20 protein-coding genes and 1 rRNA gene are annotated in these 26,476 nt (G+C 48.4%); 2 read left to right on the top strand and 19 right to left on the bottom strand.

All coding sequences use genetic code 11. The annotated features are described in order from the left end of the window. Window positions 1–47: 47 nt before the first annotated feature. The 5 genes from BLW29_RS13085 to BLW29_RS13100 all read right to left on the bottom strand — a co-directional run bounded on the left by BLW29_RS13085 (window position 48) and on the right by BLW29_RS13100 (window position 8,864). A complete protein-coding gene (locus BLW29_RS13085) occupies window positions 48–5,306 on the bottom strand; it encodes a hypothetical protein (RefSeq protein WP_090980107.1) in 5,259 nt (1,752 codons plus the stop codon). Between the two features lie 242 nt (window positions 5,307–5,548). Continuing rightward, entirely contained in the window at window positions 5,549–6,079 is a 531-nt protein-coding gene (sigK, locus tag BLW29_RS13090) for an RNA polymerase sporulation sigma factor SigK (RefSeq protein ID WP_090980109.1), read from the bottom strand. 21 nt (window positions 6,080–6,100) lie between these two features. Then, entirely contained in the window at window positions 6,101–7,690 is a 1,590-nt protein-coding gene (locus BLW29_RS13095) for a recombinase family protein (RefSeq protein ID WP_090980112.1), read from the bottom strand. 73 nt (window positions 7,691–7,763) lie between these two features. Next, complete coding sequence (locus BLW29_RS31415; RefSeq protein ID WP_177186608.1) at window positions 7,764–7,922, bottom strand: hypothetical protein; 159 nt, start codon at window positions 7,920–7,922, stop codon at window positions 7,764–7,766. Window positions 7,923–7,985: 63 nt separating this feature from the next. Continuing rightward, on the bottom strand, window positions 7,986–8,864 hold the full coding sequence (locus tag BLW29_RS13100; RefSeq protein ID WP_090980114.1) for an AraC family transcriptional regulator: 879 nt from the start codon (window positions 8,862–8,864) through the stop codon (window positions 7,986–7,988). 110 nt (window positions 8,865–8,974) lie between these two features. Between BLW29_RS13100 and BLW29_RS13105 the strand changes: the two genes are divergently transcribed. Beyond that, entirely contained in the window at window positions 8,975–10,510 is a 1,536-nt protein-coding gene (locus BLW29_RS13105) for a sulfatase family protein (protein ID WP_090980116.1), read from the top strand. Window positions 10,511–10,569: 59 nt separating this feature from the next. Here BLW29_RS13105 and sigK (BLW29_RS13110) read toward each other — a convergent pair whose 3' ends face one another. The 5 genes from sigK (BLW29_RS13110) to BLW29_RS13130 all read right to left on the bottom strand — a co-directional run bounded on the left by sigK (BLW29_RS13110) (window position 10,570) and on the right by BLW29_RS13130 (window position 14,315). Beyond that, window positions 10,570–11,271 (bottom strand): RNA polymerase sporulation sigma factor SigK, encoded by a 702-nt coding sequence (gene sigK, locus BLW29_RS13110; protein ID WP_090980118.1) that lies wholly within the window; start codon window positions 11,269–11,271, stop codon window positions 10,570–10,572. A gap of 38 nt (window positions 11,272–11,309) precedes the next feature. After that, entirely contained in the window at window positions 11,310–11,519 is a 210-nt protein-coding gene (locus BLW29_RS13115) for a hypothetical protein (protein ID WP_371264714.1), read from the bottom strand. 176 nt (window positions 11,520–11,695) lie between these two features. Next, window positions 11,696–12,802, bottom strand: coding sequence for a Gfo/Idh/MocA family protein (locus tag BLW29_RS13120; RefSeq protein WP_256208585.1), 1,107 nt, complete (start codon window positions 12,800–12,802; stop codon window positions 11,696–11,698). A 26-nt stretch (window positions 12,803–12,828) separates the two neighbouring features. Continuing rightward, the gene (locus BLW29_RS13125) at window positions 12,829–13,992 is read right to left on the bottom strand and encodes a UxaA family hydrolase (RefSeq protein ID WP_090980120.1); all 1,164 of its coding nucleotides are present in this window, start codon (window positions 13,990–13,992) and stop codon (window positions 12,829–12,831) included. Beyond that, window positions 13,989–14,315, bottom strand: coding sequence for a UxaA family hydrolase (locus BLW29_RS13130; protein WP_090980122.1), 327 nt, complete (start codon window positions 14,313–14,315; stop codon window positions 13,989–13,991). Before BLW29_RS13130 ends, BLW29_RS13125 begins: the two co-directional genes overlap by 4 nt. A gap of 156 nt (window positions 14,316–14,471) precedes the next feature. Here BLW29_RS13130 and BLW29_RS13135 point away from each other — a divergent pair, with 156 nt between their 5' ends. Further along, the gene (locus BLW29_RS13135) at window positions 14,472–15,344 is read left to right on the top strand and encodes an AraC family transcriptional regulator (RefSeq protein WP_090980124.1); all 873 of its coding nucleotides are present in this window, start codon (window positions 14,472–14,474) and stop codon (window positions 15,342–15,344) included. 64 nt (window positions 15,345–15,408) lie between these two features. On the opposite strand, the gene BLW29_RS13140 is transcribed toward BLW29_RS13135, so the two are convergent. The 9 genes from BLW29_RS13140 to BLW29_RS13180 all read right to left on the bottom strand — a co-directional run. Beyond that, entirely contained in the window at window positions 15,409–16,395 is a 987-nt protein-coding gene (locus BLW29_RS13140; RefSeq protein ID WP_090980126.1) for a Gfo/Idh/MocA family protein, read from the bottom strand. Between the two features lie 78 nt (window positions 16,396–16,473). After that, on the bottom strand, window positions 16,474–17,430 hold the full coding sequence (locus BLW29_RS13145) for a 3'-5' exoribonuclease YhaM family protein (RefSeq protein WP_090980128.1): 957 nt from the start codon (window positions 17,428–17,430) through the stop codon (window positions 16,474–16,476). 120 nt (window positions 17,431–17,550) lie between these two features. Continuing rightward, window positions 17,551–19,173: a response regulator gene (locus BLW29_RS13150; RefSeq protein WP_371264717.1), complete on the bottom strand. Its 1,623-nt coding sequence runs from the start codon at window positions 19,171–19,173 to the stop codon at window positions 17,551–17,553. Then, window positions 19,166–20,932 carry a sensor histidine kinase gene (locus tag BLW29_RS13155; RefSeq protein ID WP_090980132.1) on the bottom strand — a complete coding sequence of 589 codons (1,767 nt, stop codon included), beginning with the start codon at window positions 20,930–20,932 and terminating at the stop codon, window positions 19,166–19,168. The genes BLW29_RS13150 and BLW29_RS13155 overlap by 8 nt, the downstream gene beginning before the upstream one ends. Window positions 20,933–20,978: 46 nt before the next feature. Next, window positions 20,979–21,857, bottom strand: a complete 879-nt coding sequence (locus tag BLW29_RS13160) for a carbohydrate ABC transporter permease (RefSeq protein ID WP_090980134.1) — start codon at window positions 21,855–21,857, stop codon at window positions 20,979–20,981. A 12-nt stretch (window positions 21,858–21,869) separates the two neighbouring features. Further along, window positions 21,870–22,766, bottom strand: coding sequence for an ABC transporter permease (locus BLW29_RS13165; RefSeq protein ID WP_256208586.1), 897 nt, complete (start codon window positions 22,764–22,766; stop codon window positions 21,870–21,872). A 92-nt stretch (window positions 22,767–22,858) separates the two neighbouring features. Further along, the gene (locus tag BLW29_RS13170; protein WP_090980138.1) at window positions 22,859–24,670 is read right to left on the bottom strand and encodes a type 2 periplasmic-binding domain-containing protein; all 1,812 of its coding nucleotides are present in this window, start codon (window positions 24,668–24,670) and stop codon (window positions 22,859–22,861) included. A 196-nt stretch (window positions 24,671–24,866) separates the two neighbouring features. Beyond that, window positions 24,867–26,114 (bottom strand): MFS transporter, encoded by a 1,248-nt coding sequence (locus BLW29_RS13175; protein ID WP_090980140.1) that lies wholly within the window; start codon window positions 26,112–26,114, stop codon window positions 24,867–24,869. A 274-nt stretch (window positions 26,115–26,388) separates the two neighbouring features. Then, a 23S ribosomal RNA gene (locus tag BLW29_RS13180) occupies window positions 26,389–26,476 on the bottom strand; the annotation flags it as partial.

A 26,476-nucleotide genomic window follows, 5' to 3' on the forward strand; every position in this document is an offset into this window, starting at 1 on the left:
TGCTGCCAAATGGGTCATTTGGCAGCAGCTATTTAACAAAAAAACTCTTAAATCTGCATAGTTTGAATATCTGTATTTTCTTGATTTCGCAACAAAATCATTGCTACATCCCATTTAAATCGATCACTGAAACGGTTTAGTTTTTCAGCAGAGCCCCCGTTGTTATTCACAAAGTCTACGAGCTTCGATTGTAATGAAAGCCATAACTTGTCTGCCTGGGAGAAAGCAAACGAGTCACCAATTGATTCGAAAAAATCCGTCGTTCGATCTGCCCCTTGGATATAAAAAGTAGTGGTACCATCCGCTTTCGTAGTAATTCCAAATTCACGATGGCCTGAAACAGGATGCGAACCAGTATCATGAGTTGTAATTGTAGAAAATCTCCACCGATTATTCTCTACAAGACTCGCTACAACGGCAGCATTATCCGGCGTAATTTTAATTTTGAACACACTGCCTGCAGGAGTTGATGATGTCCATTGAACATCGTCCTTCCCAACTGTAAATGGAATAAATTCTGCGTAGGAAGTATCAATAAAGTTATTTAAGTTTAATCGAATATGCCGCAATAATCCATTTGAATCCACTCTAACCCCGCCGATATTTGGAAAAACGTTTATTTTCACTGGATAATAGTCTAAATTAAGATCACCTATCGCATCAGTGAATTTTTGTAACCTCATCTCATTTTCACGAGATTTAAGACCGTTCGTTATCTCAATTGGAACTTCAAATCGAAGCAGTTCACCCCAATATTGAACATACTTTTGAGCTTTATCAACATCACTTTTCCCAAATACTGCAGGTTCATATATTGGATTACTTTCATCTTTAACATTAATTGATTTTGTCCCCCTACTATCACTTTCTATAGCTGAAACTGTCATGTTGTTTTTAGTAGCTGCTAAATCAAGAGCCGACTTTATTGGCGAAGTCTCTTGTTTTTTCTGTTCCAGCTCGTCCGCTCTCTTTTGTGATTCCCCGCCGTCAATTTGTTTCTGCAGGTGATCCTTCACCAGGCTTCCATACTCGTCTTTGGTAATGGCATCGCTCGCCCTTGCCGTATTGAGCGATTCCATAATTTTATCCGAGTGGTCGGTGTTGTGCTGCTGCATGGCCATAGCTTGCGCCATCTGGGCAAAAGCCTTCGCATTCTCCTGGTTTGAGAGGTAGGTACGCATGACATTCTGCTGCGTTCCGTCAAGCCCGGCGATATCACGGAATGCATCGGATTTACCTAACAAATTCGTTATACCGGAAAGACCTGCCCCTGAATCCGGGAGCGCCGGCGCGTTCTGAATATTGACAATCGGCTGCGCGAAATCCTTGAATGCAGCCTTCCAATCGGTAAACTGAGGAGTTGGTAATGTCACTGGAGCTACACTCGTCGGTTCATCTGTTGTGAATTTGGTCCAGTCTTGTGAGGAGTTCTCCTTAACCTTCTCGCAAGCATCGCAAGCGCCTTGAACAGCCTCAAGAAATACCCCTCGTGATGGTACACTAATGCGATATGGCGGAATCGGAGTGAGAGGTTTGTAATGGTCAAATAGTGTCACATCTTCAATCTCACCATCTTCATTGGCTTCTGCGATATAAGATTGACTTACCCGATAGCCGGAAGCAACAGGAAATACAAGCGAGTTCCCTGTAATGCCTAACAGCTCGTTCTTAATAACCGAAGCCAAACTCCGAGATCCGATCAGCAGCCCTTGAGAATTAAAAATCTGAATATTGAAGCCGTCCAGCATCATATAGCGACGATCCGGATCCAGCAATCGCCAAAGCACTTTATTATAGTACTCGATGTTACTGTTCAAGTGTTCAAGCAGCTTCAGTACTAGGTTCTGGTCTTCTTCCCTTGGATTACGCTGTTCGTCTTTATTCATCGGCGTTGGAAATTGTATGGTTGCACCATCGGTTATGCTGTCTCCCATTGTTTTGCTAAAAATGATGCCTTCATAATGTTTGGTGGTATAGCCAAGATGTAAGTTCTCAACCATGAATGTTGCTGGTTGCCAAAAGTTTGTTGGGTTTTTCAATTTATTTGTATACAACACTTGAACATTTGCGATTTTTTGGCGTGTATCTGAGGTATTCGCCTGAACGTTTATCCTCATCAATCTCTCACCACCATGATATTTCCCAACCGTCGAGAAATTGATGGCTGAGAATGGAGGAATCGATAGTGAGTGATCTACCAGTTGCTCGAACACGACAGGCAAAATCTCGTCATTATAGACCGTATCCCATTGTGAGATGGTCTTATGCGCAAAGTAATTAGTCATAAAGGCTATGATATCGGTGTAGCCGCATAAATTCGCAATTTCCTGCCAGAGTGCATCGTCATGGCTGGTTGAATTGAATAAATTTTCGAACTTGATCACCTCAATAACATCGGCAGGACGTCCTTGTTGAAAGTTGTCATAGATTACGATATGTTCATCCGTGAACTTCTGTCTTTCTTCCCACGAGTTTCCAACTAAATCCGGACCTGAAACGACATCACAGATAGCTCCCCAGATGCCGCCGCCGTTGCGATTCGTAATCTGAGTCTTCGTTACGATCGGAAATGATAATATCCGATCATATACCGTCTTCGGACGCGGAATGTTTACCCTGAGCGTAATATAACCCGTCACGGACGTGATTGGCTCGTCACAATATGCCTTCCCCGGCTCGGGGAAGTCTACGAATTTATAATTCGTCTCGATTCGTGCATTCGCATCAAAGGCAGGGATAAGCGGGTGGCTGACCCGGTATCGTAGAAACGGAATGGGTTGAAAGGTGGTATTCGATGGCATCGGAAGCAGGTTGCTTGCAAGTACGTCAGACCATTTGTAAATGTTTTTTCGGGAAAAGTTCGTCATCTGCAGCGGAACATATACGCACTCTTCAACTTGTACGAGTTCCTGGTAAATGGCGTAATGCCGGAGTACTTCGAAATACATCATCGTCAAAGCATGGCAGTGATTATGGTTGGCTACTACGTCCGTTGTTACGCTATACTGCTGACCTTCCTTCACTGTCGTTACGACGGAAGCATTAAGTTGACGGTAACTCTCCGCGTTCTGCATAATGGATTGCCTCAGCTTCTCGCCGAAAAACATGGACGTATCCCGGGAACTGTTCTGCGATGCGGAAGAATCTGAGCTGGAGTAGCCCCCTGCGACTCCTAATGATGCGGAAACGAAGCCCAGCGATCCAGCTGCGCCCAGTCCAGCGCTAACCCCACCTGTGCTTGACGAACTGTTGCCGCTCAAAGCTTCACTAAGCGCGCCGCTAAGCTGGTCAAGCGTGTTTCGTTCATTTATCAAGTTAGCTGCTAAACTCTCACCTTGTGCAATATGTTGGGTTTCTGTCCCTTGCAATTGATGCGCTGCATCAAGTACAACGATTTGTTTCTTCTGTCCTGGAGCAAGAGCAAGTGAGTACAGCAGATTGCCGAGGGAGTACCCATCCGCCTTGAAAATCGTTTTATAATGAAGCACATGCCCCGTTGCAACGGTTACCGCTTGGTATAGCGTTAGATTCTCGTGTGCTTCCGGGGCATCCGCCCAGCGCACAGGATTACCCAAACTAATCGCGGCACGTTCAATGGTTGTTTTACTGCTCACCAAATCAAAGCTTCCATCTATATTCTTGTTTAACGTATAGTTAGCAACTTCCGGATCGGAAGTTCGAACGACCCCTCGGTAGCTATATTCGCTTAGCGTGCGGTTAGGAGTGGATAAATTGACACAGGCTCCTCCGATGTCTTGCGTGTAATCATCCGAGTTGATCAGGTCAGCATGATCAGGCAATCGTGGCGCTTTCTTGGGGGCATTACAACCGCAATCTCCGTTGGCATCATCATGTGTACACTGCGGATTACTGATGAGTAAATATAGGAAATCGTCAGAGATCGTTTCATTCTTGTTTCCATTGTTTTGAATGGGGATGTCTGCAGGCGAATCAGGCATTAATGAAACCAACGCCTGCGCAGCAACATATTCGCCAAAAGGATATGGCAGTGAGAAATTCCCCGAAGCGTCCGTTATCCCAGCCGCAACAACCCGCCATAGTTCTTCATTATTGCCTTTTGCCTGAATGAGTACGGTTTGGTCTTTGAGCTGGCATTCGTCTTTGTTTAACTCAAGCAGCTGTCCTCGCAGCTTCTTCTGCTTATCATTGCTTGCACCTTTAGGCTCATTTAGTGTTGCTGGTTTTACCTGATCCACAGTGATATGAAGTTCTTTGAGCATCGGGCTCGCTGCGGTGTAAGCATTGCGCCAAACCGGGACTCCATCAAAGGTTTTAACCGTTACGGTTACTGCCCCGGTTACTGCATTCTGTAAAATTTGTTTAGAACTGAAATCGAATGCAAATTTAGTTTTATGAGCATCGATCGAGAATATGCTATTGTGCCAATCGTATGGAAACTTGATTGGTGTTACCGCTCCATTCGCATTCGTGACAGGACATTCAACTGACAGCTCAAAAAGACTTAACTCCTTTAGACTTATCGTGCTTTGGTCCGATTTATTAATCGTGAAATCGCCAGCAATCTCGAGCTCATGTATAGCAGGCACGGTCAAAGGAAAATCGAAGATTTGTCTGAAAACCTCAATGATCAACTCGGTAATTCTCTTATCCGGATCTTCGAGATGTTCTCCATTGAGAAGTCTGAGGAGCTTGATAAGCAAATTATCATTCCAATCGATATACCAAGGATCTAGTCCCGTATCATCGAGGAAATGTCCGATGAGCCTAAGAAGCAGCATGTCATCGTCGCTGCCCGTTATATCTTTAAACTTCGGTAAGATGCCATCGTACACGTCCTTGTTGAGAAGAAGCAAGTTCCGGTCAAGAAACGTTATCGTGTCAGAATAGCTGGGATAGGTTCTTACCCTTGTCATAATCCCCACGGAGTCGACCAATTTGCTCACAGTGCGAATCCAGTATAAGACACTCAATGAAGCTTTACCGACCGCTATATCTGCCGAGTCAAAGCTTGTCGGAACGTTGAAAGTTAAGTCGCCGATGCGATTCGCAGAGGTTGCACTCAGATAAAAACTAAGAAAATTAGCCGCTGATTGCTCTGTTTTACCTGCCAGATTGAACGCTGGGAAGACTACATTGTAAGTCGTATTTTGCAAAGCATGTTCAATTACGACTTTATCGGTTCCAATTTGTGCCCTGTTTAAACCATTAAGTACAGTCATTACGGAGTAATCGAATACCGGTTCTAGAAATGTCAGGTTAATCTTGTTGATTGGAGCCTCCGTTGCATCACCGTCGTAGCGTATTGATTGTTGCAGTGTGGCCATCTAAACTACCTCCAATTACAATTTCTTCGCTATTTCTTCCTAATCTATCTTCTGTTTTGTGGAATTTTTTTCCTGTTTCAGATTTTGTCTTGTTTCGTCGATTCAAAAAAATGATTCCAAAGTCACGCAAGTATTAGCTGTATGTAATGACTTTTCAACATAAAAAAGCTGTACAGAATTCTGTACAGCTTTTTTATGTTGAATTTTTCATGGAACAGTTCCACTCGGCGTCGCGACAAAATTCACTTCTTCGCCTTATAAAACTCATGATACAGCTTCATCAGCGCCCGCTTCTCGATGCGCGACACATACGAACGCGAGATGCCGAGCTCCTTCGCGATTTCCCGCTGCGTCCGTTCCTCGCCGCCTGCGATAAGGCCGAAGCGGCCGACGACGACTTCCTTCTCGCGGTCATCCAATATATCTAAATTTTTATAAATCTTGCTCTTCTCGATTTTGAGCTGCACTTTCTCCGCGACATCATCGGCTTCCGTGCCGAGGATATCGATCAAGGTGATTTCATTGCCTTCCTTATCCGTTCCGATCGGATCGTGGAGGGATACGTCTTTGCGCGTCTTCTTCAATGACCGCAAATGCATCAGAATTTCATTCTCGATACAACGCGCCGCAAATGTCGCCAATTTCGTCCCTTTTCCTGTTTGGAAGCTTTCAATGGCTTTGATAAGTCCGATCGTACCGATCGAGATGAGGTCTTCCAGATCCTCTCCGGTGTTGTCGAACTTCTTGATATTGTGTACGCAACCCGATGTCATCTTTGCTCAAACGAGGACACCTTATTCATCACTCAGGAGCGTGTCTAAGTGACCGACAGCCGTAATATAAACAGCCTCATCCTCGACCCTAATTATCAATTCATCAACCAGGATGTGGAGCATATGTCGCCTCTCCTCAAACGCTAAGTGTTCTCCTTTGCTCCTAATAAACGCATCTATTTGATCTAAAACCAATCGGTTATTTATCGTTGTTGATGCTTCCGATTTCAATAAGCCCATCTGATCTTGACATGACTCATATCGTTGTTGTAATTCAGCCATCTCGGCCTTTAATGAGCGGAGCTCCGACTCCAGCTCCTCTTCATCGATTAGATCCTTTTTAAACATGATTTTGATTTTATCCGCTTGTTTCTGCTTAGTGGAAAGAAGCTTCTGAAGGGAATCTGACATGAATACAAATTCGTCAATCACCGACTCTTTGTTTTGATATAACCGTTTCCTATACTCCTCCGGATCGGCAACAACTTCCATCACTAAACTCCAGACATATTCATCAAGCAGCTCGGCTCGTATGGTTGGAGCGGGGCATATCTTTATCGACGTGCCAAACCTCCTTGGATTTCGGTTCGGACACCGATAACATTTGTATTTCTCCCTAGTTCCCGTGAACTTGTTGACACGCCCTGAATAGGTGGTCCCCTCCCATTTACGGCCGCAATGACCGCACCGTAATAAGGAGCGAAGTAAAAACTCGTATTTCCGATTGCCTGCATGTCTAGTATTCTTCACGCGCTGATCTTGCGCCAACAGAAATAAACGTTCATCGATGATTGCCGGCACCTCGACAAGGATCCAGTCACTTTCGTCGCGATAAGTATAGGTCTTCTTAGGTGCTCCCTTTGTTGTACGTTCCCCTTTGACTTTCTGCGTGCTTCTGCGATTGTAATAATACTTCCCGACATAAATTTCACTTCTCAATATGCGGTGTATGGAACTGGCATTCCATGCTTTGTTTTCTGCCCTTTTCGGTTCTGCTCCCATTTCGACTAATCGATTTCCAATGGCCCTCATCGTTAGATGGTCACGGATGTACCATTGATAAATGAGCTTCACAAACTTAGCTTCGCTCTCATTTATCGCCAAACTGCTGCCGATCCGATCATACCCATAGGGCGGGACGCGCATCGGCATGATCTTTTTATCTTTCTCGACTGCCTTTAACCGTCCGCGAACGGTTCTCTTCTTAATCAGGGATAACTCATACTGCGCAATCACACTGATCAGGTTGAAGAAGAGCTGCCCTTCCGGCGTGTTCTTATATTCCGTGTCCACGAACGTCAATTGCACTTGCTTGGCTTCGAACTCACGACAAATGAATAACTTGTCGGTCAGATCGCGCGACAGTCTGTCCGGATGCGTTATGATGATTTGGGATATAAGCCCTGCGCCAATATCTTGCCTAAGCAGGTTCATAGCCGGACGATCAATATCCTCGCCGCTCACCCCCTCTTCCTTATACACTTTAATAGCTGCTTCAGGTACATGGAGCTCATTCGCTTTCTTGATGCAAAGCTCCACTTGGCCGTCTAAACTCGTTCCCTCCATCGCTTGCATGCCTGTCGACACCCGAACGTAAACAGCGGTATACATCTGATTGACCTCCTTTCTTGCAGAGGCTCCTTCGCCGTTATCATGCCTAATCAAATAAACCGCCTGAATACCTTCAGCCGGTTTGGACGATGATCTGCTTGAGAATGTAGTCAATGACGCGCCACTTGGCTTCTATCGCTGCTGTATTGTCGCTTGATGGTTCAGTACTCCTCTTATTTGCTTCAGCGTTGGCCGTGGATACATAGGTGAACACATAAGCTGCCTTCTCCATCTAACCACCTCCATACTGATTTATTCGACAAGCGGCTTGACTTAGTCCGATTCTATAAAATCTCTATATTCCTTTCCTTACAGCTTCCCTATAGGACGTCGGCGACAAGCAAAGACGATTCTTAAACGTTCGCGTAAATGCGTATAAGGACGAATACCCCGTCGTATATGCGATTTCGGTAATGGAGGCATCCGTCTCTGCGAGGAGCCGCTTGGCTGCATCCATTCTTACCTGCGTAATGTAATCGCTCGGCGGCATTCCCGCCTTCTTCGCGAAAGCGACCGAATAATAGGTGCGGTTCAGCCCCGCCGCCCTTGCCGCTTGTTCGACGCTAATGCCTTCCAAGGCGTGCTGCCGGATATAGGACATGCTCTGCTCAACCCAATCCGCGGGCTCCCTTGTATCTATTTTCGGTGTTGTCCGGCATAGTGCCGCAATGAGCCGATATAGCAAACTTTGCATGTCAAGCGAGCGTACAAGGGCGTTTTCCTTCTCTTCCCCACTCATCAAACGAAGCAAATCTTGCAGCGCCAACCCCGCTTCCTTGGTCCATTTGCCATGCAGGAAAGGATAGTCGCTCTTGAGCCCGGTCAGCTCTATCATTTCTGCAGCTCGCGGACCGTCAATGACGATCCAGCTCATCTTCGGCGGAGCTTCGTTTTCGATTGCATAATAAGTATAGGTACGCATCGGAAATAAGCAAAAGATATCGCCTTCGGATAGCGTCACGTGGTTTCCGGCATCCCACTCTATTCGAAGCAAGCCTTCCTTCACGATGTGCAAGCTATAGCTTTCGATTCGCTTGGGTCCGACATAGTATCCGCGCTTCGTCTCCGTTATCCCGCCGCGCACCGGCCAGATGGAGCATTGCTTGTCCAGTTCATTCAGATTGTAATAGATAAACGCTGCCGATTCATTGCTGCCTGTTACCGGAGTATCCATTCTGCTCTGCCCCGCCTTCCGACCTTACAAATTGATAAACAAACCATACACGTCGCTATTTTACACCTTCTTATTTTGCAATACAATTTATTCATGGAGGTGTAATTTTCATGACGAAACCAAACATTTTGTTAATTACAAGCGATCAACAGCATTGGGACACGCTGGGTTATTTCAATAACGAATTGCGAACGCCTAATTTGGATCGGCTCATACGTTCAGGCACAACGTTTACCAGAGCCTACTGCCCGAATCCGACTTGTACGCCAACCCGGGCATCCATTATTACGGGGCAATACCCTAGCCAGCACGGCGCATGGACGCTTGGAACGAAGCTATTGGAAGACCGTCACTGTGTAGGAGAGGACTTCAGCGCTGCCGGTTATCGCACGGCCCTTGTTGGCAAAGCTCATTTTCAGCCGCTCGCATCAACGGACCAATATCCTTCGGTGGAAGCTTACCCGATCTTGCAAGATTTGGATAAATGGAAGAGCTTCCATGGTCCCTTCTATGGCTTCGAGCATGTTGAACTCACGCGCAACCATACAAACGAAGCACATGTCGGTCAGCACTACGCCTTATGGCTGGAAGAGAAGGGCTGTACCAATTGGCGGGACTACTTCCTTGCCCCTACCGGGAACATGGACCCTGCCATCCCGTACAAATGGCCAATTCCGGAAGAATACCATTACAACACGTGGATCGCAGAACGCACGAATGCGCTTATGGAGCAGTACAAGGATGAAAATAAGCCATTCTTCCTCTGGTCCAGCTTCTTCGATCCGCATCCGGAATATTTGGCGCCGGAGCCATGGGATACGATGTACGACCCGGACACGCTCACGATTCCTTCACTCGTGCCGGGCGAGCATGACAAGAACCCTCCTCATTTCGGCCTAACCCAAGAACATGCTCCCGACTTCTCGCCTTGGAATGAAACCGGTAAAGGCATTCACGGCTACCACTCGCATCATTCTTACGCATACGGAGAAAACAAGATGCTTACCGATTACCACAAGAAGAAGCTTGTTGCCGTCTATTATGGCATGATCAGCCTCATGGACAAATATATCGGTACCATTCTAGATAAACTGGACGAGCTGGGTATCGCAGACAACACGATTGTCGTGTTTACGACCGATCATGGTCATTTCTTCGGGCAGCATGGCTTGCAGGCCAAAGGCGGCTTTCATTACGAGGATTTGATTCGCCTCCCGTTTATTGTGAGTTATCCGGGACATGTTCCCGCAGGAGCAACATCGGATGCCATCCAATCGCTCGTTGACCTCGCGCCGACATTCCTGTCGCTAAGCGGTATTCCGATTCCCTCTGCGATGACAGGCGTAGATCAAAGCCTCGTATGGAAAGGCTCGGCCTCTTCCGCCAGAGATCACGCGATTTGCGAATTCCGTCATGAGCCCACGACGATTCATCAGAAAACATACGTGGATAAGCGTTACAAGATCACCGTTTACTACAATCAAACCTATGGTGAAATCTTCGATCTGCAGGAAGATCCGAAGGAACTGATTAACTTGTGGGACGATCCGGAACACGCTGCGTTGAAATCCAACCTGATGCTCAGATACATTTGGGCGGAGCTTGGTAAAGAAGTGATGCCGATGCCTCGTATATCGGGAGCATAAGCCATTACAGCAGAAAGGCGGCAAAGGATCATGAATCCCTTGCCGCCTTTAACTTAATCTCAACGCTTCGCTTTATAAAATTCATGATACAGCTTCATCAAAGCCCGCTTCTCGATACGCGATACGTACGATCTGGATATCCCCAGATCCTTAGCAATTTCCCTTTGCGTTCTTTCCTCCCCGCCGGTTTCCAAGCCGAACCGCGCGACAACGACTTCCCGTTCCCGAGCGTCCAGAATATCGAGATTTCGATAGATCTTTGATTTCTCGATGCTTAGCTGCACCTTCTCGAGCACCTCGTCTTGCTCCGTGCCCAGAATATCGATTAACGAGATTTCGTTGCCTTCTTTATCCGTGCCGATCGGATCATTCAGCGAGATATCTTTGCTTGATTTCTTCTTGGAGCGGAAATGCATGAGAATCTCATTCTCGATGCACCTTGCGGCGAATGTAGCCAGCTTCGTTCCTTTATCCGGCGAGTAGGATTCAATCGCTTTAATCAGCCCGATCGTGCCGATGGAGATCAGATCCTCGGTATCTTCCTTCGAGTTATCGAACTTCTTCACGACATGAGCGACTAATCGCAAATTGTGCTCAATCAGAAGGTTGCGGGATTTTTGGTCGCCGTTTGCCATCAGCTGAATATGCCTTGCTTCTTCATCCTCCTGCAACGGCTGCGGAAAAGCATTATTTTTCACATAGGAAACAAGCAGCGATAATTGTTTAATGAACAACGCAATAGCAGCAAACAATCCAGGCATTCGTATCCCTCCCGTTTAGTAGTGACGTTGGGTTGTGTTCACAATGTGTTGACGATATGGGCAACCAAACGAAGGTTATGCTCAATGAGCAGATTGCGCGAAACTTGATTTCCCTCCGCCATGAGTTGAAGGTGCTTGAGCTCATCTTCTTCATGCAGCGGCTGAGGAAAAGCGTTGTTCTTGACGTAAGAAACAAGGAGCGACAGCTGTTTGATAAACAATGCGATCGCCGCAAACATTCCGGGCATCGAAAAGCCACCTCCATACAATTTCGCCTCTAACAGGAGGACAACGACAAGAGCAGTTCTCCCATAACGGGGCAGTGAAGACTGTTCTACAGTGTATGTAGGCGTCGGCCTATACGTGCCTGTACGGCCATAACAAAAAGAGCCTTGTCATCGCACATGACAAGACTCTTCTTAACTTACACGTTATCCGCGATCTCTTGAAGCGTCACCGGACGGTTCTCTTTCATGGACAAATACGCCCCGAACACCATCTGCATCGTCTTCAAATTATCCGCCACGCTGTTCTCTGCTTCGCGCTCTTCTTCCACGGCACGCATCAGCTCGCCCATCGTTCCCATGAATGCATGCGGAAACCATTTGCCATGCAGCTTCGGCGTGAACCAGTAATCCTCATGAATCGCTTTCGTAAAGAAGCTGAGTGTGTCTTCGCGGCCAACCGGATAGTTGTAAAGCGATCCGTTCGTCCCTTTAATGATGCCCTCCGTGCCTTCGAAGCGATACGTCGCATACCAATCGTCTTCATCAGCAATATGGTTGTGATTATCATGAATGATACCGCGCCCTTCGCCCGCAAACTTGATGTGCAGCAGCGTACGCGTCTCTCCGATCGTACGTTGTCCCGGGAAACGAGCCCCATCGGCATACACATACTCCGGCGTACCGAACAGGAACCGAATGGCATCCATGTAATGAATGCTGTGGTACATGAATTCGAGCGTCGGCATCTCACGCAGCCAGCCCCAGTTGGCAAAGTCCTGCTTCACGTTCACTTGAATCGAAGCCTGCAGCAGCTCCCCGAGCCAGCCGCGCTGAATGATCGTATGGCTCGCGCGAATGCTTGGCGACCACCGCATCTGCTGGTTGACAGCTCCTTTGACCCCGTAACGCTCGCATGCTCGCTGCATGCGCACAGCCTCAGGGTAGGATTCCGCCAATGGTTTCTGGCAGAGGATATGTTTGCCCGCCGCTGCTGCCCGTTCCGCAATCTCCGGCTGAATCTTCGCGGGGATCGCAAGATCCGCTATGCGCACTTCCGGGTCGGCCAACAGCTCATCGAGCTCCTTATAGACTTTGGGAATGCCGAATTTAGCCGCAAGCTTCTCTGCCCGCTCCGTATTCACGTCATAGATACCGACAACGCGCAAACCGCCCATTTGATAGGCCGGCAGATGGCAGGCATCTACGATCTCGCCTGCACCGATGATGCCGATGCCCATTTCCTTATTGGCAGGCAAGGCCGGGCGATATTCTAAATCCAGCCAATTCTCTTTGATCGCGCTCACGCCTTACGCACCTCCTCCGGTCGATTCTACAAGCTTGGTCCGATCCGGTTAATACTGAATTCCTGATGACCCAGTACTTCCGCTTTCGTCCATTTGCCTTCCGCAACCTCCACGATTTCCTGCCAAATCCGCTCGCCCGCTTGTTCTAAGCTAGCCGTTCCGTCCAGCATATCGCTGACGTTGATATCCATATTATCTTCCATTCGCTGGAACATCATCTTGTTCCCGGTAATCTTAATAACCGGAACGACCGCAGCGCCTGTCGGCGTGCCGCGACCCGTCGTGAAGCAGACGATATGAACGCCGCCGGCAGCCATACCCGATACGCATTCAATATCATTACCCGGCGAATCCATAAAATAAAGCCCGTTCTCAGGGATATACTCCGCATATTCGATGATGCCTTTAATTGGTGCCTTGCCGCATTTGCTAATACAGCCCAGCGACTTCTCCTCGATCGTGGACAATCCGCCGGCAATGTTGCCCGGGCTCGGGTTACCGCCGCGCATGTCTGCGCCCATCCGTTCAACCTCTTTATCAAAGCGGCTGACGATATAGTAAAGTCGGTCAGAGAGCTCCTCCGTTATGCAGCGCTCAGCCAGCAAATGCTCAGCTCCGATAATTTCCGTCGTCTCGCCAATAACGATAGAACCGCCTTCAGCGATTAGCGAATCGGCCGCAGCACCGAGTGCAGGATTGGATGCAAGACCGGAAGTGGCGTCAGATCCGCCGCATTTGACCGCTACTTTAAGCTTGCTAAGCGGAACCGGCACCTTCTGTTCCTTCTCCAGTTCAGCCATCATCCGTTTCGCCAATTCGGTACCATAGGAAATCGCCTTAACCGAACCGCCGACGGATTGAATGTCGAACACTTCGACAGGCTTGCCTGTTTTGCGAATTTCCTCCGCCAAGGCAATCGGGTCTACAACCTCGCAGCCTAAGCTGATGATGAGAACAGCGCCAACGTTAGGATTCTTGCCTGTACCGGCAAGTACATCGAACGTACGCTCTTTATCTGCGCCGATTTGACTGCATCCGTGCTGATGCGGAATCGCAACGCTGCCTGGTACCATTTGCATAATCCGATTGCATACCTGGTTCGAGCAAATAACGGTCGGGATGATCAGCAGATGATTGCGAATGCCGATATCTCCGTTTGGGCGTTCGTACGCCAGGAATGTCTTACTCATTGCGCTGCCTCCTTCGTCCCCAGGTCCCCGCGGCCGCGGATGCCTTCAATGTTGTGTACATGCACATGGCAGCCAATCATAATCGGCTTCACAGCCCGTCCGATGACTTCTCCGTATTTGCGAACGTCTTGTCCGGAAGCAATGTCCGAGATCGCCACTTTATGGCCAAAAGGTATATCCTCTGCTAGCGTGATCAGTTGCAGCCCGGCTGCATTGCGGTAATGAATCGCTTCTTCTGCTTTCATATCGCGAAGCGCTGTTGCTACATGATCGCGCTCGTCCATGTACAAGGCGTCTGCGCCTGTTTCAATACGGTGTTCCACGTAAACTCCGCCTTCCGGTGTTACAGAATGATAGACAATCTTCTTCAGCTTCGATATAGTTCAATTATAGAAACTAAGAAACAGAATATAAATAATCAATATCGCTGAAAATATACCTTTTTTTGTACTACCACTCATCCTGGAGGTGGCATTTCGTTGAACCCGCTTCGCAAACATTTTGATCCCGACTCCTCGCTGCCCATTGAGCTCGCTCTGCACAGTACGAAGAATTTGCAATCCGAGCTGCCGGATCATCTGCATGATTGGTATGAGATCATCTATGTTCACAGCGGCGCCGGCTCGTTCTTTATCAATCATACCTTCTATGAGATGCAGGCCGGAGATCTCTATCTGATCCCCGGCAATACGATACATCGTACACTCCCGCATTCGGATGAACCGCTCACGACATCAGCTATGTTCTTCAGCGGACAATATGTGCAAACGACCGCAATCGGCAAGGATACGTACTCTTTCTTGCGCAGTTTCGATTTGGCCAAGACGCTGCGCAATTACCGCCTTGAGCTGCTCCCGGCTGAACGCACTCGCATCGAATCCATCATCGACGAAATGAACGAAGAGCTGCTGCAGCGTCAGCCGGGCTATAGTCAAGCGGTACTGCTGCTGCTGCAAACCGTACTTCTCCACACGAATCGCAAAATGAACCCCGGTGAGCCTAAGCAGCAGCATGGCGGATCAAGACCGTTATGGCTGCAGTCCGCGCTGAACTACATCGACGCACATCTGGTAGAGAGCTTAAGCTTGTCCGCGCTCGCGGCTCGAGCCGCCGTCAGTCCGTCCTACTTCTCCAGAATGTTCAAGCAGATGACCGGGCTAAACGTAACGGAATATGTCATCGCCAAACGAATCATGCATGCCAAGGAGCTGCTCGGTGACACCGATTATACAGTCGCCGAAATCGCAACCCTGTGCGGCTTCGAGAGCCTCCCTCATTTCTACCGCATGTTCAAGAAAGTGGCGGGCAGCACCCCCGCACATTATAAACGCGTAGATGAGCGAAACCTATAATTGCGCGCACAAAAAAGCTGCAGTCACATGAGCGTCAAACTCATGCAACTGCAGCTTCTTCTTCTTATTTAAGATCAGCTGGGTATACCAACCCTTGCTGACGACGTGCCTCATCTAAGATGCTCATAACAGCTAAGGAATTCGCATGCGAATTGAGCTTGGATTCCCGTTCCCCGCTCTGAATCAAACCGATAAAGGCTTCCACCTCATAGCTCATCGTGTGGCGTTCAACCGGTTTAGACACATCTTCCACCCGTCCGTCCCGGTAATGGATGCGTATGTGGATCGGCAAATTAATGCTGTCGATCGTCATTGTCGCTTCCTCACCTTGGATTTCCGCCAGCAGCGAAGAGTTGCTGATTTTGGAATACATAATGGATGCTTCCATGTCCGGGTACTTCGCAATTAAGCTTCCTTGTCCATCTACGCCTGATTCCAGCAGGTAACCGCTCGCCCGAATCTCATCCGGCTGACCGAACAGAACCACAAGCGGATAGATGCAATATACACCCAGGTCCATCAATGCCCCGTTGGAGAATTCAGGTTTGAACGCATTCAATACTTGTCCGGCTTTGTAGGCATCGTAGCGCGAAGAATACTGACAATAGCTTGCAAAATACCGCCGCACCTTACCAAGCTTCGGCAGATGCTCCATGATCGACGCGAAACCGGGCAGTTGTGTGCTCTTCATCGCTTCCATGAAAACAACGTCATACTGTTTTGCCGCATCAACGATCTGCTGCAGCTCGCGCGTATTCGATGCTGCCGGTTTCTCGCACAATACATGTTTCCCTTTGCTCATAAACAAGATAGCCAGCTCGGCATGAAGCGATGTTGGCGAGGCGATGTAGACCGCATCCAGCTCGCTGCTCGCTGCCATCTCCGCAGCATCCGTGAATGTGAACGGGATGTTATGCTTGGCTGCGTACGCCTGCGCCCGCTCTTCGGTTCTGGAATAGACTGCGGTTAGGCTGAACCCTTCCACTTCGCTTGCTGCTTCGATCATAGAATCCGTAATCCAATTCGTTCCGATAACGCCAAATCTAATCATAACAATCCTCCGACAATGGTGATATTCGTTCTATTGTAACAAGAAGAATCGGCTGCCGCCATCCTTCCCAAGTAGCTTTTAGAATGTAAGCCGGTAGAAGGCTTTATTCTCCAAGCCGCGAATTTGCGGCGTCCATGATTCATGGCTGCCCGTAGTATCGAAAGCATCCTCGAGCATTTGCAGCTTCGCATCGATGGAATCGATATGATGCAGTGCCAGCGCTTCTGCCAGCTGCGGCTGTACGGGACTTCCCCATTCACCAAGATTATGATGCGAGAGCACAAGATGCTGCAGAGCCATGATCCGCTCGGAATCCGGATCGATGCCAAGACGCATTGCAGCTTCAGCTACCCACAACGATGCTTGCGAGATATGCCCGATCAGCTTGCCCGAATTGCTATAGTCGGACACGATGCCAAGCTCAGAAACCATCTCCACCGGCTTCGCGATGTCATGCAGAATAATGCCGGCCTTCAGCAGGTCCGCATTCAGGAACGGCCGCTGCTTGCAGATAAACTCTCCCAGCTCCAGCATCCGTGTGATATGATACGCGAGGCCTGCATAGTACGCATGATGATGCGATTTAGCCGCAGGCGCATGAAGCAGCTTATCCCCGACTTTGTTCAAGCAATAATCCACAACAGCGCGAATCTCGGTGTCCGTGATGCTGTCTTTGGCCTTATGTATGCCTGCAAGCAGCACCTCCGACTGAACCGGCGCCGATCTTACGAAGTCCGTTAACTGAACTCCATCCGCTTCGGTCGTCCTGCGTATGCGAACGATCTTCACCTGCAGCTTCTCCCGGTAGAGCTGAGCCATGCCTTGCACCTTTACAAGGGTAAGCGGTACTAGGCTTTCTTTATCCGACGGTGTCGCATCCCACAGCTTCCCGGCTACATGACCGCTGGCATCCGAAAGCACAATATTCATGAAATCCTTAGGAGGCGTCGTATTGGTTTGTTTCACTTCGCTCTCTTTAATGAGATAGAAACCGACAAATTCTTCGCCATCTCGTAAATCTTTGACAATCGTCATGCACATTTCCCTCCACCTATTCGACAACCTGACACCTTTAGAACTTCGGGAAGGTCATGGCAAAATCCTTTAATAAGCGTATTTTTTCCGATGAAATCGATCCTTGTGCCGCAAAGCCGATCAACGTACCGCCCGTTCCCGATACTCCTGAGGGGTCATATTGGAATGCGCCTTAAACAGCTTGATAAAATGCGGCACGGCTTGATAACCGAGCGTCTGCGCAATTTCGTAGATTTTCTTATCGCTGCTGCGCAGCATGTAAGTTGCAAGTTCCATCCGATATTTTAGAATATAATCGCTTAGATTCGTGCCGGTTTCCGTCCGATAGGCTCTTGATAAATACGCAGGGTGTAAGCCAATGTGCGCCGCAACCGTCTGCAGCGACAGGCTGCCATTCATATTCTGCTCCACATACAGATGTACCTTATCCCTCAGGCTGACCTTCTGCTTCTCTGCTTGATCGCCAAACAGCTCTTGAATACTTCGAAAGAGGAAATATGCCCACCTCTCCAGCTGCGCTAAGGAAGGAGCCGCAGGCATAAGGCCGAAGGTAGAGCTTCCAAGCTCGCTCAGCAGCTTTCCCTTCTTATGCGCCATATACTGATAAGCCCCTGCGATCGTAAAATACGCTTCATTCGCATATTCCGGCGGGTAATGAACACTTCGCAATTCATTGAAAATCTCACTCAGCTTCTTATCCGCTCCGGCCCAATTCCCGGTATCGAGCAAATGCAGCAGCAGCGGCGGCTTATACAGGGACGTCATATTCCCGATTGCCGGCGTGTCCGGCCCATCATCCACGCGCATAAACACACTATGCCGACTATCCTTCTCAATTGTCCGCATCCCGTTCACGATCATTCGGTATTGCTTGGGCAATCCCTCCGGAAAGGCTGTCCCATTCACGGCCACCGCAACGGACAAGCTGTTGTTCAGCAGTGATTCCGCCTTCTTCTTGAGCTTGGCTGCTCGGCAATCGAGTGCAGAGCGGTCCATCCCTGTGAATGTGCCGTCTCTACTCCCGACCGGCGAGGCGATACATACAAGATATTCATTCTGATCCAAGCAGAACCATAGATGAAACGCATCATGAAACACTTCCTCCGCCATATTCATGACCGCATATTCAATGAGCGCTCGATCCATTCGTCTATAGTCCTGCATTCGCCCTTCCAGTCGTATGACGAACATGCCGATATCCTGCCCAGACGAGAAAGGCAGCTCCATCATGGATAATTTCCGCTCAAGCTCCGCATCTGCTACGCGTCCATCGCTTAATAGCTTGCTTAGCAGCTCACTGCGGAGGGTTGGCAGGTTCTCTCTGTAAGCATACACACTGCGCTGCTGCTGATTATGCACCTTCAGCTCATCAGCAATCTCGTCGATGAGTTTTTCCAGCTTCGAGCGAAGCTGCTCCGGGTTTACCGGCTTCATGAGATAGCCCGAAGTGTTAAACGGTACGATACTTTGCGCGTATTCGAAATCCGCATACCCCGACAGAACGATCAATTTCACTTTCTGATTCGTTCTTCTAATCTCTTGGATTAATTCAACGCCGCTCATCTCCGGCATCCGAATATCCGTAATGACAAGCTGAATCGAATGCTCTCGGAATATCGCTAGCGCCTCTTCGCCTGAGAACGCCTTATGAATACGCTCAATTCCGAGCTCCTCCTTCGGTATCGTGGCCGCAATGCTATCCACCTGAGAAGGGATGTCGTCGACGATCAGGATTTCAATGATGGGATTCGCCTCCCTCTTTGATAATGACTAGCCGTGCACGCAATCCGCCTAAAGCAGAGTGATCGATATGCAATCCCGATAGCGGGCCAAAATAATGCCGCAAGCGCTGATGCACATTCCATAATCCGAGACTCTGCAACGCCGTGGATTGCTGAAGGGAGCTGCGGAGAGCCGCAAGCGCCTCCTGCTTCATGCCGATTCCATTGTCTTCAACCGCAAGCTCGCAGCCGTTCTCCGTCCGATAGCCGGAGATGATAATTCGGCATTCGCCTTTCCTTCCACCCATACCATGCACGATGGCATTCTCTACTAGCGGCTGGAGGAGAAGCCGCGGCAGGAGAAGCTGCATCATGCCTTCTTCAATATGTTCATCGTAGCGAAGCCGTTCCGACTGCATCCGGTGAATTTCCAAGTAATTGCGAAGCAGATCCATCTCTTCCGCGAGGAAGGTGAGCTGCTGCTCCGTCTTCGTCGTATAGCGATAATATTGGCTTAGATGCTGGGTGAAAGCGACAATCGCTTTCGTCCTGTCCAGCTGCGCCATACTTTGAATATAGGCAAAATTATTATATAAAAAATGCGGATTAATCTGAGCTTGCAGATGTTTCAGTGAGGATTCCTTCGCACGAAGCTCCTCGATATAAACCTTATCAATTAACGTTTGGATATCGTCCGACATCAAGTTAAACTGTTCGATTAAATAATGGAATTCATTCTGCGGCTCGCGTTCGATGCGATGTCCATATTCACCGCGGCGCAGCGACTTCACCGCGCGAATTAACTCATAGATCGGCCTTTGTACATTCCGATACAGCAGTGCCGCAGCTGCCACACCAAGCACCAGCAGCAGTAGTCCTGCACCATAGAAAATCCGTTTGCTCTGATCAATCGGCTGCAGCACCTTCTTCATCGGCACAAAATCAACCAAATACCAGCCTAATGCAGCAGATGCCGCATAGTTAACCAGATAAGGCTCATCGTGAAACGTAATCTTAATAGAGCCTTCTTTATTGCGCGCATTCTGTTTCAGTGCAGCGAATTGACGAGTCATCTCTCCGATCAACTGCTTATCCGAATCATGTGTTTGAATGGTTTCGAATCCGGGATTATATAAGAAAGGCTTGCCGCCGCTTCCCTGCATGAACCGCTCCAGCATGTTGACCAGATTCTCCGTCGAGAAAGTAACTTCTACATATAAATTAGGATTCTCCGGCTTTCCGAGCGGAGTAAACGGCAGAATCAAATGGCGCACGAACGCCTTCTCTTCTCCCCGTTCCGTCTCGATAAGTCGATAATCCCAGTAGTCTTGGACCGCGTTCTCGAAATAAGCTTCATTGTACTCTTCCATCCAATTGGTCGATACCGCTATACCCGACGGCGGCGAGAAGACAGTCAGTTTATTGGTCCAGGCTAAGGTCGTCGACTGCATATCGAGCTTCTCCTGCAGCAGCTTCTTGGCTTCCAGCCTCGAATAGGTTTGCACGTTGGAGGATCGGAACTGCAGCTGAACCACATCCGGTTCTCTGGCGATGACGAATGCTGCTCTCCACAGGCGATCTACCTCCGTATCCATCTGATCGACAAAGAAACGGAGCCGATTCAGGTTCACCTGAAGCAGCTCTCGTTCCACGACGCCCGTGCTTATTTTGTTAGAAGAGTTATACATCATCACGATTGGAACAAGCAGGAGCACGATGACGATCATAATCTTGGTGAAAATATTAACTCTGCCGCCTACGGCACGTCCGAATTTCATCATGGCATGGTCACCGTCCGATTCCGTTCCTCTTTGGCCTGATCATCGATTAGGATTTTACAGAACCGAGCACGATCCCTTTGACAAAATACTTCTGCAGGAACGGATACACCATCAGAATCGGCAGTGCGCCGATGAAGATTTGCGCGGCTTTAACCGTTCGGTTCGAGAAGTTGGCTATCGACTCCGTCGATACGCCAATACGGGATAAGTTGTCGCTGACAATCATGGAATGCAGATACGAGGCTAGCGGGTAGCCATCCGGCTTCGACATATAGATGATGCCATCAAACCAAGAGTTCCAGTGGGATACCATCGTGAACAACGATAATGTAGCTATAGATGGCATGGATACCGGTAAATAGACACTCCATAGTACACGCAAATGACCAGCACCATCGATATAAGCCGCTTCTTCTAAGTCCTGGGGAATGGTGCGGAAGAAGTTGAGCATGAGGATCATATTCCACACACTTACCGCTCCGGGCAATACGAGCGCCCAGATGCTATCCAGCAGATGAAGCTTGCTGATGACGATATACGAAGGAATGAGGCCTCCTGAGAATAACATCGTGAAGACGAAGACCCACGTGTACACTTGACGCCCAGGGAAACGAAGGCTTGTTTTCGACAAACTGTAGGACGCCATCGTAATGACAGCCATGGAAATGACCGTACCCAGTATCGTACGCTCTGCGCCGATCCACATCGCCAATAGAAATTTCTCATTGGCCAATGTCTTCGCATAAGCGTCCAACGTAAAGCCGATCGGCCAGAAATTGACGATATTCGCCGTAGCAGCGGCACGCGAACTGAAGGACACCGCAAAGACGTGAATCAATGGAAGAATACAGAGAATGCCGAGTAAACTCAGCAGAATGTTATTGGAAATCGCAAACGCAGCGTAACCTCGGGAGCGAAATTTCATTACGGGCCTCCTTTAGAAGATTCGGTAGTTGGCTAGCTTGTACGCCAATCTGTAGCTGACAATAATCAAGATGAAGCCGATCACCGACTTGAATAGCCCCACGGCCGTACCAAAGCTGAATTGACCATTGTTCAAGCCCACGCGGTAAACGAACGTATCAATAATGTCACCATGCGAGAAAACAAGCGGATTGTAGAGATTTAAGATTTGATCGAAGCCCGCATCCAAAATACGCCCAAGAGACAACGTTGCTACTACGATAACGATAGGCAGTATGAGTGGTATGGATATGTAAATGACTTGCTGCCAACGGGTGGCCCCGTCAATCTCTGCCGCTTCATATAAAGCCGGATTGATGCCAACGAGCGTAGCGAGGAAGATAATCGCCGAGAAGCCGAATTCCTTCCATACGTCACTGATAATGACGGTAACTCGGAACCACTGGCCATCGCCCAGGAAGAAGATGCTCTTCCCGCCGAACGCTTCGATCAGCCGATTCACGATTCCGCCATCCGTAGACAGAATATCGATCATGATCCCGCCGAGGATTACCCAAGACAAGAAGTGGGGCAAATAGACAAGTGTCTGTAGAATTCGTTTGAAGTAGGTTTTGGCAACTTCGTTAAGCAGAAGCGCAAAAATAATCGGGATAAACAAGTTAATCACTAGTTTAAATGATGCAATTATTAGCGTGTTCCAGATGACCTGCTTACTGTCCGGATATTCAAACAACGTGCGGAAATGCTCCAGTCCGACCCATGCCGACTTGGTGATGCCAAGCCATGGCTGATAGTCTTCGAAAGCAATAATGACGCCGAATAACGGAATGTAATTAAAAATGATGCATAACACTAACGCAGGCAACACCAATAAATGAAACGGCCATGTCTTCCTCCAATATGACGCCACGCTGCATCCTTCCTTTCCATAGAAAAACGAGGGATCGGCGACAGCTTGCAGCAGCCTCTCCCCCGTTAAATAACGATCTCACTTCTTGGTTGTTATTTGATACTATCGGCGTACCATTCGTTCACTTCTTCAGTGATCTTCTCGCCGCCATTGTCCAGCCATTGCTTAGCGAATTCATCGAAGAACTCGAGCGGCTTCTCACCGTAAATAATCTTCAAGTAGCTCTCCGTAGCGAGTTTCTTCAGCAGCTCGCCCTTGGATTTCATCGTAGCTGTCATCGGACCGGTGAAATAGTTTTTACCTTCTTCGATGCCTTGGTTCATCCGGACACCAGCAGCAACGATTTGCTTCTTCGCCATCTGTTTCACGTCGAACTCTCTTGTTGTCAGAGGCTCTGCGTTCGGATCGGCAAGGAATTTCTTGATCGGAGCGTCATTGGAGAACGGAATCGTTGTCGTACCGCCAATGATGCTTGCGATCATGAAACGCATATCCATCCGGCTGCCGTCTTTCAGCGGCCATTTGTCTTCCGGTACGCCTTCGTCCTTGTAGTTCCCTTTGATGATTTTACCGTCCATATTTACGTAATCGTAACCTTCGTGATAACCGTCCTTGAAGCGTGGATCGAAGTACGGATCGCCTTCTTGCTCCAGGTTTTTAGCGAAGATTTTGTTGAAGTACGCAAACCATGCTTCGATATCTTTGAAGTCTTTGTTGAACATCGTGAAGCCGCCGGTGATCGATTTCTCAGCGCGGCCAACCGTGCCGTCAGCGCCGGCCGGAAGCTCGAACGGCTCGAAATCCGCTTTTGGATTCAGCTTGGTTACATCGCTAAGCGGCCAGTCGCCCATCCAGAACGGTCCGAACATAACACCAGCTTTGCCGCTTGCAGCCATCTCGGAAGCTTTCATTGGATCTTTGATCCCGGCTTCTTTGTCCATGTAGCCCTTGCTCATCCAATCTCTCATCGTTGTCAGGTACTTCTTCGCATCCGGATTAATCGCACCGTAGCTCAGTTTACCGTCATCGCCTAAGTTCCAGTAGCTAGTCACGTCGTACGTATTAATCATTTGCTTCGTAAATGCGCCGACAATCGCGTCCGTTTGACCCATCCACGTCCATGGACCTTCTTTTAACGGTACTGCCAAACCGAATGTATCCGCCTTGCCGTTGCCGTCCGGATCGTTCTCGGTGAATTGTTTGAGAACGTTTTCAAGTTCAGCGATCGTTTTAGGCGGCTGCAAACCAAGTGTATCCAGCCAATCTTTACGCACCCACATGACCGTTCCTTCATCGCCCATGAAGAAGCTTGGGAGTCCGTATAGCTTGCCGTCGCGTTTGACTCCGCCTAGTGCATAGTTGTATTTCTCAAGAATCTTCTTGTATTCCGGATGCGCATATTTCTCTATCGCTTCATCCAGCGGCATGACCCGATCTGCAGAAATCAGATTCTGAACCGAATCGCCAGGTGCCGAGAATACATCCGGCAGCTTGCCGTTGCTGGAGAGCAGCAATCGAATTTTCGTATCATAATCTTCCGGTTTCGTTACGATAAAATCGAACTTAATGTCGATCCCCATGTTTTCCTTCATCCAGCGGGTATGAACGTTGTCTTCCATCGACTCTCCGGGCTTGAAGGCATTGCCCCTGGAAGCGCCATCATCTACAACCGCAGTCGTAATTGTAATCGGAGGATCGAATTTCTGGTTCCAAATATCTGCCGCCGGCTTCTCATTCGTTGCTGCTGTACCATTGTTTGCAGCTTGATTGTTCGTCGCCGTTGCCGAGGTGTTCGATGCTTCTTGATTGCTGTTGTTGTTGTCGGAACATGCAGCAAGCGTTGGAAGCATGCCAAGCACGAGTGAGAGCGTAACGCCTTTTGCTAGCTTTGCATACCGTTTCATGTTCTACCCCTTTACTTTGTAGTGGTGCTTACAAGGCTAATTATAGAGGCGGCTATTTAATGTTTATATATTCCATTCTTTACTTCATATCGCAAATTGTACATTGACACTCTTTGCCCAAAAAACATAAAAAACCATGCTCTGACTCCTCATCAGCAGCATGGTTTTCCAGTTTGTATATAGATGCAATCAACCTTTAACCTGATATAGAGCTGTGAACGGTGGTGCGTGAGGTTCTTCTTGCATAAAGGATCATCATCATTACGCTAATCAGAAACGCCACTACGATAAAGACAAGCGGGAACTTTGCATTGATCGTATACGTCCATCCGCCGAGTATCCCCGCAGGAAACGTGAAAATCAATATAAGTACGCCCAGTATGGAGAATACTTTCGCTCTGTTATCGTCATCGATCGCATTCTGTATGGAGGACTCCAGATAAGGGCTGGCCAGCAGTCCGCCGATCGCCATTAGAACCGTGCTAATGATCGTTGCCGTAATATTCTCCGGCCCCGTTGTCAGCAGCATGACGAACGATACCGCCGAAATCAAGAAGCCCACGATCATATACTGATTGGCGAGGCGCTCTTTGAGTCTTGGTGTAGCGACCATCAGAAATAAGATCATAGCAGCCGATGAAATCGCCGGGAAGATCGAGATGATCGAATCATTGATATGCAGGGCATCCACCCAATACACAGACAAGTACGTATTGCGTAGTGTCATTTGAAAATTGAACAGGATGTATACGCCGAAAATAATCATGAGTGCTTTATTCGCAAGGATCATCTTCATAACATCTTTGTATTCCGTGATCGTATCCTTAAGGCTCACTGTAGAACTTTCTTGCATCTTCTTGATTCCGATGGCCGTCTCGTGTGTAGTGAAATGACGCACAATCATCATAATGGTCATCCCGATGAAGGCAATTACATACATCATGCGCATGGCAGGCACTAATGTGAATTGACTGACTAGCAAACCGCCAAGCGGTGCGAACAAACCGCCGATTACACCGATAAACATAAGAATCGTAAACACGATGGAACGATCCTTTGGATCCGTGTCCTCGACGAGCAGACAATACCAAGCGGTCGTAGGCACACGTTGAAAGCTGTTCACGACAGCAGCAATCAAGAAGAACCAGAAATTTTGCGATACCGCCCAAATCAATGTCGCCACACTCCAACTGATTAAGTCATAAACGAGCAGCGCGCGCCGCCTGCCCATTTTGTCAGTTAAGTGACCGCTGATCAGAGAGGTGAAAATTTGCATGGCCATTCCGATGGAAGTAATGAGTCCGATCTGCGTTTCACTTACTCCCAGCTCGAGCATATAGATCGAGGCATAGGTCATGTACATGTTAAACGGGATTAGAAACAGCGGCTCATAGAGCAGGCAATTCCTCGCATTCCCTTGAATTCTTCTCCACACACGCGGCATCCCCTTGATCTGCTTCCCAGTAGTTTTGAAATGATGGCATCGATCGATATTATCCCATCATGATGTAAGCGTTATGATGTAAGCGTTCTCTGAAAGGTGTTCGAACTTCAAGGTACCATATCCTTTGTTTTCGCACAACAAAAAACCGACCCCATTGAATAAGGTCGGTTCTTTATGTAATGGCGGCTTGCGCCTTGAAAACTGGATACGAACCTTTGCGAAGGTCTTAATTAGCTGATGTTGTTCCGAAGTTGAACATCCGAGTAGATGTTCGTAGGATAAGCCCTCGACCGATTAGTATTCGTCAGCTGCATGCATTGCTGCACTTCCACCTCGAACCTATCAACCTGGTCGTCTTCCAG

Origin of the sequence: Paenibacillus sp. CF384, from assembly GCF_900106745.1 — a bacterium.
Classification (GTDB): Bacteria; Bacillota; Bacilli; order Paenibacillales; family Paenibacillaceae; genus Paenibacillus_Z.